Raw genomic sequence first — 16,507 nt, 5'->3', positions numbered from 1 at the left:
ATATTGAGGCGTATATCAAAAGGTATTCTGTGCTTGAGATTCGCATTCTCGCACATCGAATGTTGATGCAACAGGAAGTTAGTACGTTAGTACATTTAATTGCGGGGTGGCTTCGGCTGCTCCGCCTTTTTTGTGCTAATACGTAATTTACTTACGCTAAGCATTCTTCTATAAACAACTGGTCTAGCATCTTGTCGAGCGTCCCATTATAGTAGCCGGCCAGGTTCTTTATGCGCTTCGATTTCATTGCCCTTACAGATGCCCGTAATGCCTCATAGCCCGCATGTTCAACGTCTATCTGTTCGAATGCTCCATACTTAGTCAGAGGCGTAGAGTGGGCCTTATAAATGCCATACAGACGGCTAATGAGCGATTGATTGTCCCCGATGGTTGCCGTAATTAACTCTTTAAATCTGCGATAAAACGGCTTGTGATACGTATTCTTTAGAACTTTTTTAAGATTAATAGAAAGAGCGGTTTCCTTTTCCGTTTTCGTCGCTTCAACTGTTGCCTGGCATGGAATTGCGGCTTCCTTACGGTTGGACACGGACGGTTGGACAACGTATATATTTGCGCCTTGACCACCGCTGACAGGCCGAGTTGTCGCGTGCTTAATAATAGCGCCGAGGTCAGCCAGCGCTTTCAATGCACGGTAAACGGTCTTTGTGCTAACTTCTAAGCCTTCCGCAATGGTAGCCGCCTTTAAGTGAGCAGCGCCCGGATACTTGACCGCGTATTTGCTGACGAACCAAAGCACGCGAAACTCAGTAGCAGTAGTCAGACTGCGCCACTGATCAACGTGATGATTTAATTCCTGCACGCTATTGAACGATTTATATTCGGATAAATATAGCGTCATGATAAACGGCTCCCTTTTAAGGGCACAAGCCACCTGTTGAACTTTCACCGAACATCCGCTATAATCATACGTAGTTTAGGACGCTTTACCTGTTGGCGCAGGCTGATAGTTATAGCGGATGTTTGGTGTTCAGCTTGGCGGCTGTACACCTTTTTATTTGCGTATTTTTAAAAACCGTCTTCGATTACATCTTCAAGATCGGTCGCGAATATTTGCACGTACCGGCGCAACATATCAAGTGTTGAGTGGCCGGTTAAGCGCTGTAATAAGAAAAGATTCGTACCGGCTTCGACTTTCAAACGGCAGAATGTGCGACGGAAAGCGTGAGGGCTGACGCTAACATAGTTGCCAACGCCGCTTATCTTTCCGTAATACTTCAATTGATACTGAATCGAGCGCTCTGCAAATGGCGCATTATCCATGCTAACGAACAAAATATCGGTATCGAGAATCCCTCTTTCTTCTATATATAAGGCAAGCACACGGCGGAGCTGTTTCGTCAATGGAATACGACGGGCATAGCGATTCTTTGTGCGCTGAACAGTAATCGTACCTATTCCGTCGAAGCTAATGTCAGGCAGCCGCAACGACGTTAATTCTTTCAGCCGGATTCCTGTATGTGCCAGCGTTGTCATAATCGCAAGGTCACGCAGGCCGGAAAAGGTATCTGTCTTAGGAGCGTCAAGCAAACGCTGCAATTGCTGACGGCTGAACGTGGCGCCGACCTCATGACGCACCTTTAAGTTCGCGATATTCTGAACGGGATTAGTCACTGTAATGCCTTTACTTACGCAGTAGGCGAAAAACGTGCGCAATGCCCGCAGCCGAGAATTGATCGTCCGGGGCGCCCGGTGAATCCGCTGATAATATTCGATTAGCTGTTCGATGTGCTCCGCGGTCATAAGGCGTATGTTTTCAACTGGTGCGCCTAGTTCCGTGAAGGCTCGTCCGTTCTGTTTTAGTTCTTTCTCGTAATAACGGAGTGTATCGGGCGATAGCCCTTTAAGGCGGGAATGTTTATAAAACGACTCGGCAACGTCCCAATATTTCAACGGCTGCTTGGTCGTGCGGTTGGGTTTACGGAGTGCTGCGGTGGTCTTTTCATTGACCGTATTGCTTCGTCTTTTCATTGCGGATGGCCTCCTCGCTGTTTTAGCGGAGGCGTAACGGGGTAGTAGAATACCGGAGTAAAACGCAAAAAGTCCCTACGCTTAAATAACGTAGAGACTTACTATCCTTATCGTATGACGCCCTCGGCAGGAATCGAACCTGCATTTCAAGCTTCGGAGGCTTGCGTGCTATCCGTTGCACCACGAGGGCATTAACAGTACATTTCAAAATTATAGAGGATGGCGGCATTAAATGCAATGATTAATTGAAAAAACATTCACAAATAGAAAAAAAACCTTGTTTAGCAGGAATTTCACAAGGAAAAGAAGAAAACGTACAAAATAGAAAAGCATTATGTTTGACCTTCATTGACCTTAAATTGTATGATGGTTGTATAGAACAGCAATTAAAAGGAGGAACCATTTATGAATTTAATTCCTACAGTTATTGAACAAACGAACCGTGGCGAGCGTGCGTACGACATTTATTCCCGTCTGTTAAAAGACCGTATCATTATGCTGGGCAGCGGGATTGATGATAACGTGGCAAACTCGATTGTCGCGCAGCTTCTTTTCCTTGAAGCCGAAAACCCTGAAAAGGACATTTCAATTTACATAAACAGCCCAGGCGGCAGCATTACAGCTGGTATGGCGATTTATGACACGATGCAATTTATTAAACCGGACGTACAGACGATCTGTATTGGTATGGCTGCATCAATGGGGGCATTCCTGCTTGCAGCGGGTACGAAAGGAAAACGTTATGCACTTCCGAACAGTGAAGTCATGATCCATCAGCCGCTCGGCGGTGCACAAGGTCAGGCGACGGAAATCGAAATCGCGGCAAAACGCATTTTGTTCCTTCGTGAAAAATTGAATGGTATTTTGTCAGAGCGTACAGGTCAACCGCTTGAAGTCATTTCGCGCGATACAGACCGCGATAACTTTATGACGGCAGAGCGTGCGAAAGAATACGGTCTCGTCGATCATATCGTGACACGCAGCGAAGCAGCATCTAAAAAGGATTAAGGAAAGAAGGCCTGCATCCCAGCAGGTCTTTTTTTTCTTCGCGGCTAGCTGTATAATAGCCATGAAGGGGGAGATACAGATGAAGACTGGATTGTGGCAGCAGCAGTCACTCAAGCTTGCCATGACACAGGAATTGACACAGGCGATCGCGCTGCTTCAATATTCAACGCAAGAACTGACTGAGTTTTTGGAATCAAAAGTAGTGGAAAATCCATTTATTCAGCTTGAAGCGCCCGATTTGAAAGCGCTTAATAAAAAAGGCCAGCAGCGTAGTTCAAGAAGTCAAACAGAAGATAAAAATTGGATTGAACATATTCCGGATTCATCTTATACGATAACTGATCATTTGAATACTCAATTTCAACTGATCAATTTAACAAAATCTCAAAAACGAATTCTTGATTTTTTACTTTATAATATAGATGAAAACGGATACATGAAAATTGACGGTGCGGATGCTGCTAATCTTCTTGCTGTGGAAAAAAAAGAAATCACTCATATGATGAACATGATTAAGCGGATGGAACCGGCGGGTATTGGTGCGCGGGATTTACGGGAGTGTTTATTAATGCAAATTGAAAGCCGTCTTGATGCACCCTTTCTTGCTGAAGTCATTATTCGTGATCATTTTATTGAATTTGCTAATAAAACGTGGAAACCACTTTCTAAAAAACTCAATGTCGAGATGAAAGAAATCCAGCAGGCAGCCGATTTCATCAAAACACTGAATCCAAAGCCAGGTGCCTGTTTTTACTACGATTCATCATCGTATGTTCGCCCAGATATGGCTGTTCTAGTGGCAGATGAAACGATTGAAGTGTATCTTCTAGATGATGATTTGCCGAAAGTGGTTTTTCAGCGGGACTATTTTGATAAAATGGCTGTCCACTCTGACATAGATGTGAAAAAGTTTATAAGAGAAAAAGAAAAGGACTACCAGTGGCTGTTAAAAAGCCTGAAGCAGCGCCAGCAGACAATTCAGCGTGTCGGACTGAAGATTGTTGAAAAACAGCGGGCTTTTTTCTTTGAAGGACCCGGTTCATTACAGCCGCTGACAATGAAAGAAGTGGCAGATGAGCTACAGATTCATGAGTCGACGGTCAGCCGGACGGTGCGAGAAAAATATATGCAGACGCCCTTTGGGACGTACGAATTGAAATTTTTCTTTCCATCAGGTTTGGCGGCTGCACAGTCAGATGGAGAAATGACATCATCCAATCAAGTAAAGACGCGTATTGAAACGCTTGTATCAACTGAAGATAAAAGAAAACCAATGTCTGATCAAGCAATCTGTACTATACTAGAAGAAGAAGGAATGACGGTTTCAAGACGAACGGTAGCCAAATACCGAGAACAGCTTCAAATCCCGTCGTCAACGAAGCGGAAACGATATGATTGAGGTGAAAGTTCGTGGATGTTTATTTTTATACGCGACCAGATTGTCATTTATGCGAAGAGGCAAAAGTGGTTATGCACATGGTGAAAGACGAAATTGACATCACATTGTATGAGCGGAACATTGATGAGTGTGATAAGTGGACAGAGCAGTATGGGTTAATGATTCCAGTCGTGGAATGCGACGGAGAAATGATCCAATATGGACGTGTTGACTATTTCACAATCTTCACAAAATTAAAACAAAACCTTAATAAACAATTAAAAAAATAAAATGGTATCTTTCGTTGATTTTTGAATAGTACCCTGCTACAATAATTTTGTAGGCAGGGAAATTTTTTTTCGGGTAAGTGGGACACATTAAGTTTTTAATGGGACGAAACAAAACCCGAAAACCGAAGAGGAGCGTCGAATATGAAACCCATCTTAAGTATTCAACAGCAGCTCGTACCGGACCTGCTTGACATAATGCAAAAACGCTACCGACTTTTGCAAGCTGTCAGGATTGCGGGAACGGCGGGACGAAGAACATTGGCCCAGTCGCTTGGCATGACTGAGCGTGTTGTAAGGAGCGAAGCGGAGTTTTTAAAAGAACGTGGACTACTTGACTTTAGTGCAGCAGGCATGAAGATGACGGAAACAGGTATGGATATTGTGCGAGAGTTGGAAGAAATGATGCTTGAATTAAAGGGAATTGATTCAATGGCAAAAGAACTAAGGAACCGCTACAACCTGTCGAACGTCGTCATACTTCCAGGCAACTGCGATGAATCAACCTTTGTGAAGAAAGCAATTGGTGATGCATGCGCAAGCCGCATAAAGAGTCATCTTAGTGGAAAAACTATCATTGCTGTAACAGGCGGCTCGACGATGGCGGAAGTAGCACGGACAATGAAACCGGATTTCGCAGAAGGGAAGCAAGTATTATTTGTGCCGGCACGAGGCGGTATTGGCGACGATGTCCGCAATGAAGCAAATACGGTTGCTGCTTTAATGGCACAAAATACGAACGGTTCGCACCGCGTCTTGTACGCACCAGAGCGAATCAGCCCAGATGTGCGAGAGTCACTTCTTCAAGAGCCAGCAATTAAAGAAGCAGTTAGCATGATTCAATCAGCGGACATTGTACTTCACGGTGTCGGTGATGCTCTTGCTATGGCTAAAAGGCGTAAAACACCAGATGCTGAATTAGCTATTTTAGAAGAGAAGGAAGCAGTTGCAGAAGCATTTGGCTACTATTTCAACAAAGATGGAGATGTAATTCAGAAATTGTCGACAATCGGGTTGAAGCTAGATGATTTGCAACATGCAACAGTCGTCATTGCAGCAGCAGGCGGCGCTTCAAAGGGGAGTGCGATTCGTTCTTATTTAAACGGATCACCCAAACTGGATATACTCGTCACAGACGAAGCAGCAGCACGAGTGCTGCTGGAACAATGATAATTTAAACTAAATACTAACAACCGGCAATTAAAAGTTGCTAACGGTTTGATAAACAAATTTTAGGAGGAACTCACTCATGACAGTAAAAATTGGTATTAATGGCTTTGGACGTATTGGACGTGTTGTTTTTCGCGCAGCTCTTAAAAACCCGGAAGTAGAAGTAGTAGCAATCAATGACCTTACAGATGCAAACATGCTTGCACATCTTTTGAAATACGATACAGTACATGGAACTCTTGATGCAGACGTAACAGTTGACGGCGACACAATCGTTGTAAACGGAGAACGTGTAAAAGTTACAGCTGAACGTGAACCTGCGAAAATTCCTTGGGGTGCAGCTGGAGCTGACATCGTTGTAGAATCAACTGGCCGTTTTACAAAACGTGCAGACGCTGCGAAACATCTTGAAGGCGGCGCTAAAAAAGTCATTATCTCTGCTCCGGCATCAGATGAAGATATTACAATTGTTATGGGTGTGAATGAAGATAAATACGATGCAGCAAACCATGATGTTGTTTCAAATGCATCTTGTACAACAAACGGCCTTGCTCCATTTGCAAAAGTATTAAATGACAAGTTTGGTATCGTACGTGGAATGATGACAACTGTTCACTCGTACACAAATGATCAACAAGTTCTAGACTTGCCACATGCTGACTACCGTCGTGCCCGCGGAGCAGCAGTAAACGTTATCCCAACGACAACGGGTGCAGCCAAAGCCGTTGCTCTTGTAATACCTGAATTGAAAGGTAAACTAAATGGTATGTCTATGCGTGTTCCAACACCAAATGTATCTGTTGTTGACCTTGTCGCTGAACTTAAAACAGACGTTACGGCTGAACAAATAAATGAAGCCCTTAAAGCGGCATCTGAAGGCGACTTGAAAGGTATTTTAGCATACAATGAACTTCCGCTTGTGTCTTCTGATTACAACGGCACTACTGCTTCTTCTACAATCGATGCTCTTTCTACTATGGTTATAGAAGGCAACATGGTGAAAGTTCTTTCTTGGTACGATAATGAGAATGGCTACTCTAACCGCGTAGTAGACCTTGCTCAATACATCGCTTCAAAAGGTCTTTAATGAAAAGAAACGCTGTTTTTTTTAGACTAATAGTTGGAAAATAACAGTTCGCCGTCTATAATGAAGAAGGGAAACGGGGAGAGGGGTACAATCCCTACTCCCCGTTTTTATTTAAACAAACCCTTGCTTACGCTTTTAATTACAACTGGAGGTCTTTTTAATGAACAAGAAAACGATTAAAGATCTGGATCTGAAAGGAAAGCGTGTCTTTTGCCGTGTTGATTTTAATGTGCCGATGAAAGACGGCGGAGTGACGGATGATACACGTATTCGTGCTGCCCTTCCAACGATTCAGTATTTGTCAGAGAAAGGCGCAAAAGTGATTTTAGCAAGCCACCTTGGCCGTCCAAAAGGTGAAGTAAATGAAGAAATGCGTCTTACAGCTGCTGGCAAACGTCTGGAAGAACTGCTCGGACAACCGGTTACAAAAACAGACGAAGCATATGGCGACAGTGTAAAAGAAGCTATTTCAAGTTTGAACGAGGGCGATGTTCTACTTCTTGAAAACGTCCGCTTCTACAAAGGGGAAGAAAAGAACGACGATGAACTTGCGAAGCAGTTTGCTGACCTTGCTGATGTATATGTCAATGATGCATTTGGTGCGGCTCACCGTGCGCATGCATCAACAGAAGGAATCGCGAAATATTTGCCGTCTGCAACCGGTTTTTTAGTACAAAAAGAATTGGATGTCCTCGGTAAAGCGTTATCTAATCCGGAGCGCCCGTTCACAGCGATTATCGGCGGGGCGAAAGTAAAAGACAAAATCGGCGTCATCGATCATTTACTTGATAAAGTGGACAACTTGATTATCGGCGGCGGGCTTGCGTATACATTCGTAAAAGCGCAAGGACATGAAGTTGGTAAATCACTTCTTGAAGAAGATAAACTGGATCTTGCGAGACAATTCATGAAAAAAGCCGAAGAAAAAGGCGTGAAATTCTTAATGCCTGTTGATGTCACAGTCGCTGATGATTTTGGCGAACACGCGAACACGAAAATCGTTCCGATTAATGAAATTCCGGCGGACTGGGAAGCGCTTGATATCGGTCCGAAAACGATTGAACTTTACAAGGAAACAATTCAACAATCAAAACTTGTCATTTGGAATGGTCCAATGGGCGTATTTGAAATTGATAAGTTTGCAACAGGAACAAAAGGGGTTGCGCAGGCGCTTGCAGATTCGGATGCCTATTCAATCATCGGCGGCGGCGACTCAGCAGCAGCTGTTGAAAAGTTTGCTCTTGCAGACAGAATGAGTCATATTTCAACAGGTGGCGGGGCAAGTCTTGAGTTTATGGAAGGAAAAAAACTTCCAGGTGTAGAGGCAATTGACGAAAAATAATTCATAGAATTTAAGGGGGATTTTTTACATGCGTAAACCGATCATTGCAGGAAATTGGAAAATGAATAAAACATTGGAAGAAGCACTTGAATTTGCAAATAGTGTAAAAGAGAAAATACCAGCGTCCGCTTCTGTTGACAGTGTCATCGGTGCACCAGCACTTTTCTTAGGTCAACTCGTTGAAGCGGTCGAAGGAACAGATGTGAAAATCAGTGCGCAAAATGCACACTTTGAAGAAAGCGGTGCATTCACAGGTGAAACAAGCTTGAAAGCACTCGCAGATCTTGGTGTTTCTTATGTGATTATTGGGCACTCTGAGCGTCGTGAAATGTTCAATGAAACAGATGAGTCCGTAAATAAAAAAGCAATTGCTGCATTTAAACACGGTATAGTTCCAATCGTATGTTGTGGTGAAACGCTTGACCAGCGTGAAGCAGGCGAAACGAACGATCTCGTAGCTAGTCAAATTAAAGCGGCTCTTGAAGGTTTAACAGAAGAGCAAGTAAGCAATACGGTTATTGCATACGAGCCAATTTGGGCAATTGGTACAGGCAAATCTTCTTCCGCGCAAGATGCAAACGAAGTATGTGCACATATTCGTGAAACAGTCCGTGGTCTTTATTCAGAAAAGTCTGCTGATTCAATCCGAATTCAATATGGTGGCAGCGTAAAACCAGAAAACATTGCTGAATACATGGCAGAGCCGGATATTGACGGAGCACTTGTTGGCGGTGCAAGCTTGGATGCAGCTTCTTACTTGGGACTATTGGAGGCTGTTAGCAATGGCTAAAGGACCGGTCGCGCTTATTATTCTCGACGGGTTTGCCTGCCGGGAAGAAACGAGCGGAAATGCGGTCGCACAAGCGAAAAAACCAAATTTCGACCGTTACTGGAATCAATTTCCACATGCGCAATTAACAGCAAGCGGTGAAGCAGTCGGTCTTCCGGAAGGCCAGATGGGCAACTCGGAAGTCGGGCATCTGAATATCGGTGCTGGCCGTGTTGTATATCAAAGCTTAACACGCATTAACATCGCAATTCGCGATGGTGAGTTTTTTGATAATGAGCAGTTTTTACAAGCAGCGGCATATGCAAAAGAACATGGCACAGCTCTTCACTTATTCGGTTTGCTCTCAGATGGCGGCGTACATAGCCATATTGAACATTTAAAAGCATTGCTTGAATTTGCAAAGCGTCAAGACGTTGAAAAGGTATACGTTCATGCCTTTTTAGATGGCCGTGACGTTGGACCAAAAACAGCAAAAGGGTATATTAAAGATGTACAGGCGAAAATGGATGAACTCGGTGTCGGTCAGTTTGCAACGATTTCAGGCCGCTACTATGCGATGGACCGCGATAACCGCTGGGATCGTGTTGAAAAAGTATATCAGGCAATTGCCTACAATGAAGCGCCAATGTTTGAAGATCCAATTGAAGCGGTGGATGCTTCTTATGCGGCCGGTATAAACGATGAGTTTTTTGAACCTACTGTTATTAAAGGAAAGAGCGGGGAAACGGTTGCGAAAGTGAAAGACAATGATGCGATCATTTTCTTTAACTTCCGTCCAGACCGTGCGATTCAGCTTGCTAATGTATTTACAAACGAAACGTTCCATGAGTTTAACCGGGGCGATAAACAGCCGAAAGATTTATTTTTTGTTTGCATGACACCGTACAGCGAATCAGTAAAAGGTGTTATTGCGTATAATAAAACCGATTTGTCGAATACAGTTGGTGAAGTTCTTTCAAAACATAACCTCCGCCAGCTTCGTATTGCGGAGACGGAAAAATATCCACACGTCACGTTCTTTATGAGCGGTGGACGTGAAGATGAATTTCCAGGTGAAACACGCATTTTGATCAATTCGCCGAAAGTGGCAACGTACGATTTGAAACCAGAAATGAGCGCATATGAAGTGACGGACGCGTTGCTTGCGGAAATTGAAGGGGACAAACAGGACGCGATCATTTTAAACTTTGCGAACCCGGATATGGTTGGTCATTCCGGATTGCTTGAGCCGACAATTAAAGCAATTGAAACGGTTGATGAATGTTTAGGCCGGATAGTAGACTTAATCTTGTCAAAAGGCGGAACAGCGATTATTACAGCGGATCATGGAAATGCAGATGAAGTTATGACAATTGAAGGCAATCCAATGACAGCTCACACAACAAATCCAGTGCCGGTGATCGTCACGAAAGAAGGCGTCACTTTGCGAAGCGGTGGTATTTTAGGTGACTTAGCACCGACAATGCTTGATTTATTAAACATTAAACAACCGGCTGAAATGACCGGAAAAACTATTATTGAAAATTAAAGGAGAGAAAAAATAATGCCAGTAATTACAGACGTATATGCACGCGAAGTACTTGATTCACGTGGGAATCCAACAATCGAAGTAGAAGTATATACAGAGTCCGGTGCATTCGGACGTGCGCTCGTTCCATCAGGTGCATCAACAGGTGAATATGAAGCTGTTGAACTTCGTGATGGCGACAAAAGCCGTTACCTTGGAAAAGGCGTTGAGCAAGCTGTTAAAAACGTAAATGAAACGATCGCTCCTGAAATCGTAGGCAGCTTCGTCGTAACAGATCAAATCGGCATCGATAAAGCGATGATTGAACTTGATGGTACAGAAAACAAAGGGAAACTAGGCGCCAATGCCATTCTTGGTGTGTCTATGGCCGTTGCGCATGCAGCAGCAGACTATCATGGCGTATACCTTTATGAATACCTTGGCGGCGTAAACGGCAAGCAGCTTCCAGTTCCAATGATGAACATTGTTAACGGCGGAGAACATGCGGATAACAACGTGGACATTCAAGAATTCATGGTTATGCCTGTTGGTGCGCCAACATTTAAAGAAGCCCTTCGTATGGGTGCAGAAATTTTCCACAACTTGAAAGCTGTTTTACAGGAAAAAGGCTTGAACACAGCAGTAGGTGATGAAGGTGGATTCGCGCCAAACCTTGGTTCAAATGAAGAAGCTCTACAAACCATTATCGAAGCAATTGAAAGAGCGGGCTACAAACCAGGCGAAGAAGTGAAACTTGCTATGGATGCTGCCTCTTCTGAGTTCTATAACAAAGAAGATGGTAAATACCATCTTTCAGGTGAAGGCGTTGTGAAAACATCTGCTGAAATGGTTGACTGGTATGAAGAAATGGCAAACAAATATCCAATCATTTCAATTGAAGACGGTTTGGATGAAAATGACTGGGAAGGCCACAAATTGCTGACTGAACGCCTTGGCGATCGCGTACAGCTTGTTGGAGATGATCTTTTCGTTACAAATACGAAAAAATTGTCTGAAGGGATTGAAAATGGTGTAGGTAACTCAATCCTCATTAAAGTAAACCAAATCGGTACATTGACTGAAACATTCGATGCAATCGAAATGGCAAAACGTGCAGGCTATACAGCAGTTATCTCTCACCGTTCTGGTGAAACAGAAGATGCAACGATTGCGGACATCGCTGTTGCAACGAATGCTGGACAAATTAAAACAGGTGCTCCGTCACGTACGGACCGTGTGGCGAAATACAATCAGCTTCTTCGTATTGAAGACAATCTAGGTGATCTTGCGGAGTACCTTGGAAACGACACATTCTACAATTTGAAAAAATAAGAGTAAACAGGAAGTCCGGGCGGCCACCCGGGCTTTTTTGCTTAGGTGTTTTTAATATCGGATAGGCACAAGTGCCCACTAAATACATCGGTGTTTAGTGGGGGTAGTTGACGAAGAACTATGTGTGATATAATACACTTATTATTAATACGTTCGTTAATGGAGGTAAGTAAATACATGCATACGTTGATTTTAGTGCTGCTCGTAATCGTTTCAATCGCACTCATTGCTGTTGTTCTTTTACAGTCAGGAAAAAGCGGAGGATTATCCGGTGCGATTTCTGGTGGTGCGGAGCAGTTATTTGGTAAACAAAAAGTGCGCGGAATTGATCTTGTGTTTCATCGTCTAACCGTTGTACTATCCGTGCTGTTTTTTGTTTTGACTATTGCGCTCTCTTATTTTGGTTTGTAATAAAAAAGGCGATTCAGCTGAATCGCCTTTTTTTTGCGGGCCCACACGATGTGGGTTACAAAGGCGTTGCGATAGGATGTCGCGTTCTTAGCCTTTGAACCTTTTATTAAAGAAAGGAAATCATTCACATGAAACTCTCCATACCAAAACCATTTACATTTAAATCAGGAAAGCGTGCGGTTCTTTTGCTACACGGATTTACGGGAAATTCTGCTGATGTGCGCATGATCGGGCGTTTTCTTGAGAAAAATGGATATACATCACACGCGCCACATTATAAAGGACACGCTGTACCACCGGAAGAGTTAGTAAAAACAGGCCCTGAAGACTGGTGGAAGGACGTCGTTGATGGCTACAATCATCTGTTGGATATTGGTTGTGAAGAAATTGCCGTCTGTGGGCTGTCGCTCGGCGGTGTTTTTGCACTTAAACTCGGTTATACTAAACCTATAAAGGGTATTATTTCAATGTGTGCGCCAATGTCGATGGAAGATGAGGCAACCATGTATAATGGTGTTGTCGAGTACGCGCGCGGATTTAAGAAATTTGAAGGGAAATCAGAGGGAGTCATTGAAGAAGAAATAGAGGTGTTTAAACAAACACCAATGAACACGCTGAATGCTTTACGTGATTTAGTTCAAGATGTCCGGAACCACATCGACCATATTTACGCACCCACATTTATCGTGCAGGCACGTCTGGATAAAATGATTGATACGAACAGTGCAAATATCATTTTTGACAGTGTGGAAACAGATGAAAAGCAAATAAAATGGTATGAACAATCGGGTCACGTCATTACGCTTGATAAAGAAAAAGAGCAGCTGCATGAAGACATACTCAGCTTTCTTAAACGTCTTGACTGGACCGTGTAAACCGAAACGGAGGGATTTCCCAAATGGATCAGCACATACAAGAAAATGTCGACCGCTTGTTGACATACATGAAAGAAGAATCTTACAAGCCGCTCACCGTGCAGGAACTGGAAGAAGTACTCGGTATTGAAGGATCAGACGGCTTCCGCGACTTTGTGAAGTCACTTGTGTATATGGAAGAACGCGGCCTCGTCGTCAGAACACGTGCGAACCGGTATGGGCTGCCAGAAAAAATGAATCTTGTGCGCGGGAAAATTTCCGGTCATGCGAAAGGTTTTGCTTTTTTGATTCCTGATGAGCAAGGTGTTGATGACGTCTTTATTCCACCGCATGAAATAAACGGGGCGTTAAATGGCGACATCGCACTTGTGAGAGTGACGAAAGAAGATCAAAGTGGAACGCGGCGTGAAGGAACAGTCATCCGTATTTTAGAGCGAGGCCAGACAGACATCGTCGGGACGTTCATCGACAAAAAAAGCTTTGGTTTTGTGGAAGCGGATGATAAAAAATTCTCCGTTGATATTTTTATTCCGAAAGAGAAAACAGCGGGTGCGATTGATGGACATAAAGTTGTTGTCCATATTACACGTTGGCCAGAAGGCAGACAATCGGCTGAAGGGGAAGTTACGGAAATTATCGGTCATAAAAATGATCCAGGTGTCGACATTATGTCGATTATTTATAAACATGGATTGCCTCAGGAATTTCCGGAGGATGTATTAGAACAGGCAAATAGCGTGCCGGAACAAATCGATGAAAAGGATTTAAAAGGGCGGCGCGATCTTCGAGATGAAGTCATCGTGACGATTGACGGCGCTGACGCGAAAGATCTCGATGATGCGGTAACTGTAACGAAATTAAACAATGGAAATTACAAGCTCGGTGTTCACATTGCCGACGTTAGTCATTACGTAACGGAAAATTCGCCAATTGACCGTGAAGGATATGAACGAGGGACAAGTGTGTACTTAGTTGACCGCGTGATTCCGATGATCCCACATCGTCTTTCAAACGGGATCTGTTCATTAAACCCGCAAGTGGACCGATTGACGTTATCATGTGAAATGGAAATTAATGCAGCAGGCGAAGTTGTCACCCATGAAATTTTTGACAGTGTGATTCGTACCACAGAGCGGATGACGTACTCGGACGTGAACTCAATTTTAGTGGACAAAGACGAAGAGCTGCGTGCAAAATATGAGCCGCTCGTACCATTATTTGAACGAATGGAAGAGTTAGCAGAAATTTTGCGGAATAAACGGACTGAGCGCGGTGCGATTGACTTTGATTTTAAAGAAGCGAAAGTAATTGTGGAGGAAGATGGACATCCACTGGATGTTATTATACGTGAACGTTCCGTCGGTGAAAAGCTAATTGAAGAGTTTATGCTGGCAGCCAATGAAACAGTCGCCGAGCATTTTCACTGGATGGATGTGCCATTCCTTTACCGGATTCATGAAGATCCGAAAGAAGAAAAATTACAGCGCTTTTTTGAGTTTTTAACGAACTTTGGCTTAAATGTAAAAGGAACAGCTAATTCTGTTCATCCGCGTGCGCTGCAAGCAATTATTGAAGGTGTAAAAGGGACACCGGAAGAAACCGTTATTTCAACCGTTATGCTTCGTTCTATGCAACAGGCAAAATACAATCCGAACAGCCTTGGCCATTTCGGTCTGGCAACGGAATTTTACACACATTTCACATCGCCAATCCGCCGTTATCCGGATTTAATTGTTCATCGTCTCATCCGAACGTATTTAATTAACGGAGATCTCACGCAGCAAACGAAGGAGAAATGGGATGCAAGGCTCTCGGAAATTGCGGATCATACGTCAAGTATGGAACGCCGTGCGGTTGAAGCCGAGCGTGATACAGATGAGCTGAAAAAAGCGGAGTACATGCTTGATAAAATTGGCGAAGAATACGATGGCGTTATTAGTTCCGTAACGAATTTCGGGATGTTTGTGGCGCTTGAGAATACAATTGAAGGACTTGTTCATGTGTCCTACATGACGGATGATTATTATCGGTATGATGAACGTCATTTTGCGATGATCGGGGAGCGAACTGGGAATGTCTTCCGTATCGGTGATGAAATTACAGTACGTGTTCGTGACGTGAATAAAGAAGAACAGTCAGTTGATTTTGAAATTGCCGGTATGAAAAAACAGCGTCCGCGTCCGAAGGGTGAAGATATGGCCCGCTCGAAAAAACCGCGCGGCCGTGGCAAAAAAGAACAGCCTGAACGAAAAGAAATCAAACCAGAGAAAAAACCGGCGCGTCCTGATATGAAAGGCAGCGGCGGCGAATGGTCAACACAGTCATCAGTGAAAAAGAAGAAAAAACGTAAATTTTATGAAGGTGTACCGAAGAAAAAGAAACAGAAGTAAAAAGTGAGGGGAACGAACCAATGCCAAAAGGAGAAGGAAAAGTGATTGCGCAAAATAAAAAAGCGCGTCATGACTATTTTATTGAAGAAACATATGAAGCAGGCATGGTGCTGTTAGGGACTGAAATTAAAGCAATCCGTGCGGGACGAGTGAATTTAAAAGATTCATTCGCCCGCATCCGGAATGGCGAATTATTTGTTCACAACATGCACGTTAGCCCGTATGAGCAAGGAAACATTCATAACCATGACCCAATCCGTACACGGAAGCTACTTTTGCACCGGAAGCAGATTAATACGCTGATCGGTGAAACGAAAGAAGCAGGTTATTCGATCGTACCGCTTAAAATTTATTTGAAAGACGGCTATGCAAAAATGCTGATCGGCCTTGCAAAAGGGAAAAAGAAATACGACAAACGTGAAGACTTGAAGCAGAAAGAAGCGAAGCGCGATATTGAGCGTGTATTCCGTGATCGTCAAAAAGGTTGATTAGCTGATCATTCTATGTTAGAATGAGTCTTGTCACAAAAAAAGCAGAACAATCAGCTACAACTTTAATCCGGGGGACGTTACGGATTCGACAGGGGTAGTTCGAGCCTGGGCTGCGGGTCAGAGGGTCGGCTCTGTCAAAACGCACTTGCCTATAATAACTGGCAAACAACAAACACAACTACAAGCTGCCTAATTAAATTTAGGTTAGCCTGTGCTCCTCCCGCTGTTGTCCGTGCAGTCGGATCAGGGGCCCACTTTAAGCGGACTACGCTCGATTCCTCCGTCTGGGGATGACAGAAGAGAATAATCAGACTGGCTGATCCAAAGGCCTGCCGTTCGGCAAATGGATCAGCGAGACTCTAAATAGTACGGCTACACCCGTAGACGCTCAGGTGCCGTTATCTTTGGACGCGGGTTCGACTCCCGCCGTCTCCACCAAATACATACTCA

The 16,507-nt window shown here is 43.8% G+C and carries 15 protein-coding genes, 1 tRNA gene and 1 other RNA gene; 14 read left to right on the top strand and 3 right to left on the bottom strand.

The annotated features are described in order from the left end of the window. Positions 1 to 151: 151 nt before the first annotated feature. From A3M5_RS0114655 to A3M5_RS0114645, 3 genes are all read right to left on the bottom strand, one after another. Entirely contained in the window at positions 152 to 892 is a 741-nt protein-coding gene (locus tag A3M5_RS0114655; protein WP_231373241.1) for an HTH domain-containing protein, read from the bottom strand. Positions 893 to 1,026: 134 nt separating this feature from the next. After that, a complete protein-coding gene (locus tag A3M5_RS0114650) occupies positions 1,027 to 1,989 on the bottom strand; it encodes a tyrosine-type recombinase/integrase (RefSeq protein ID WP_018394528.1) in 963 nt (320 codons plus the stop codon). A gap of 118 nt (positions 1,990 to 2,107) precedes the next feature. Then, positions 2,108 to 2,179: transfer RNA gene (locus A3M5_RS0114645), tRNA-Arg, on the bottom strand. 215 nt (positions 2,180 to 2,394) lie between these two features. Here A3M5_RS0114645 and clpP point away from each other — a divergent pair. The 14 genes from clpP to ssrA all read left to right on the top strand — a co-directional run bounded on the left by clpP (position 2,395) and on the right by ssrA (position 16,495). Then, positions 2,395 to 2,997 carry an ATP-dependent Clp endopeptidase proteolytic subunit ClpP gene (clpP, locus tag A3M5_RS0114635; RefSeq protein ID WP_018394526.1) on the top strand — a complete coding sequence of 201 codons (603 nt, stop codon included), beginning with the start codon at positions 2,395 to 2,397 and terminating at the stop codon, positions 2,995 to 2,997. A 79-nt stretch (positions 2,998 to 3,076) separates the two neighbouring features. Next, positions 3,077 to 4,396 carry an RNA polymerase factor sigma-54 gene (rpoN, locus tag A3M5_RS0114630; RefSeq protein WP_018394525.1) on the top strand — a complete coding sequence of 440 codons (1,320 nt, stop codon included), beginning with the start codon at positions 3,077 to 3,079 and terminating at the stop codon, positions 4,394 to 4,396. A gap of 11 nt (positions 4,397 to 4,407) precedes the next feature. Further along, a complete protein-coding gene (locus A3M5_RS0114625) occupies positions 4,408 to 4,665 on the top strand; it encodes a glutaredoxin family protein (protein WP_018394524.1) in 258 nt (85 codons plus the stop codon). Positions 4,666 to 4,806: 141 nt separating this feature from the next. Beyond that, positions 4,807 to 5,832 carry a sugar-binding transcriptional regulator gene (locus tag A3M5_RS0114620; RefSeq protein WP_018394523.1) on the top strand — a complete coding sequence of 342 codons (1,026 nt, stop codon included), beginning with the start codon at positions 4,807 to 4,809 and terminating at the stop codon, positions 5,830 to 5,832. Positions 5,833 to 5,911: 79 nt separating this feature from the next. Next, positions 5,912 to 6,919, top strand: a complete 1,008-nt coding sequence (gene gap, locus A3M5_RS0114615) for a type I glyceraldehyde-3-phosphate dehydrogenase (protein ID WP_018394522.1) — start codon at positions 5,912 to 5,914, stop codon at positions 6,917 to 6,919. 160 nt (positions 6,920 to 7,079) lie between these two features. Beyond that, positions 7,080 to 8,261, top strand: coding sequence for a phosphoglycerate kinase (locus tag A3M5_RS0114610; protein ID WP_018394521.1), 1,182 nt, complete (start codon positions 7,080 to 7,082; stop codon positions 8,259 to 8,261). 28 nt (positions 8,262 to 8,289) lie between these two features. Then, positions 8,290 to 9,051 (top strand): triose-phosphate isomerase, encoded by a 762-nt coding sequence (gene tpiA, locus A3M5_RS0114605; RefSeq protein ID WP_018394520.1) that lies wholly within the window; start codon positions 8,290 to 8,292, stop codon positions 9,049 to 9,051. After that, the gene (gpmI, locus tag A3M5_RS0114600; protein ID WP_018394519.1) at positions 9,044 to 10,579 is read left to right on the top strand and encodes a 2,3-bisphosphoglycerate-independent phosphoglycerate mutase; all 1,536 of its coding nucleotides are present in this window, start codon (positions 9,044 to 9,046) and stop codon (positions 10,577 to 10,579) included. The genes tpiA and gpmI overlap by 8 nt, the downstream gene beginning before the upstream one ends. 15 nt (positions 10,580 to 10,594) lie before the next feature. Next, the gene (gene eno, locus A3M5_RS0114595; RefSeq protein ID WP_018394518.1) at positions 10,595 to 11,890 is read left to right on the top strand and encodes a phosphopyruvate hydratase; all 1,296 of its coding nucleotides are present in this window, start codon (positions 10,595 to 10,597) and stop codon (positions 11,888 to 11,890) included. Between the two features lie 177 nt (positions 11,891 to 12,067). Then, positions 12,068 to 12,301, top strand: a complete 234-nt coding sequence (secG, locus tag A3M5_RS0114590; RefSeq protein WP_018394517.1) for a preprotein translocase subunit SecG — start codon at positions 12,068 to 12,070, stop codon at positions 12,299 to 12,301. Positions 12,302 to 12,429: 128 nt separating this feature from the next. Continuing rightward, positions 12,430 to 13,176, top strand: coding sequence for an alpha/beta hydrolase (locus tag A3M5_RS0114580; RefSeq protein WP_018394515.1), 747 nt, complete (start codon positions 12,430 to 12,432; stop codon positions 13,174 to 13,176). A 23-nt stretch (positions 13,177 to 13,199) separates the two neighbouring features. Then, on the top strand, positions 13,200 to 15,566 hold the full coding sequence (gene rnr, locus A3M5_RS0114575) for a ribonuclease R (protein ID WP_018394514.1): 2,367 nt from the start codon (positions 13,200 to 13,202) through the stop codon (positions 15,564 to 15,566). 20 nt (positions 15,567 to 15,586) lie between these two features. Next, on the top strand, positions 15,587 to 16,054 hold the full coding sequence (smpB, locus tag A3M5_RS0114570) for an SsrA-binding protein SmpB (RefSeq protein ID WP_018394513.1): 468 nt from the start codon (positions 15,587 to 15,589) through the stop codon (positions 16,052 to 16,054). A gap of 73 nt (positions 16,055 to 16,127) precedes the next feature. Further along, positions 16,128 to 16,495, top strand: a transfer-messenger RNA (tmRNA) gene (gene ssrA / locus A3M5_RS24095). Positions 16,496 to 16,507: the final 12 nt, after the last annotated feature.

It is taken from the genome of Bacillus sp. 37MA (assembly GCF_000372765.1).
Taxonomy (GTDB): domain Bacteria; phylum Bacillota; class Bacilli; order Bacillales; family Domibacillaceae; genus Domibacillus; species Domibacillus aminovorans.
This window is presented reverse-complemented; position numbering and strand designations above follow the sequence as displayed.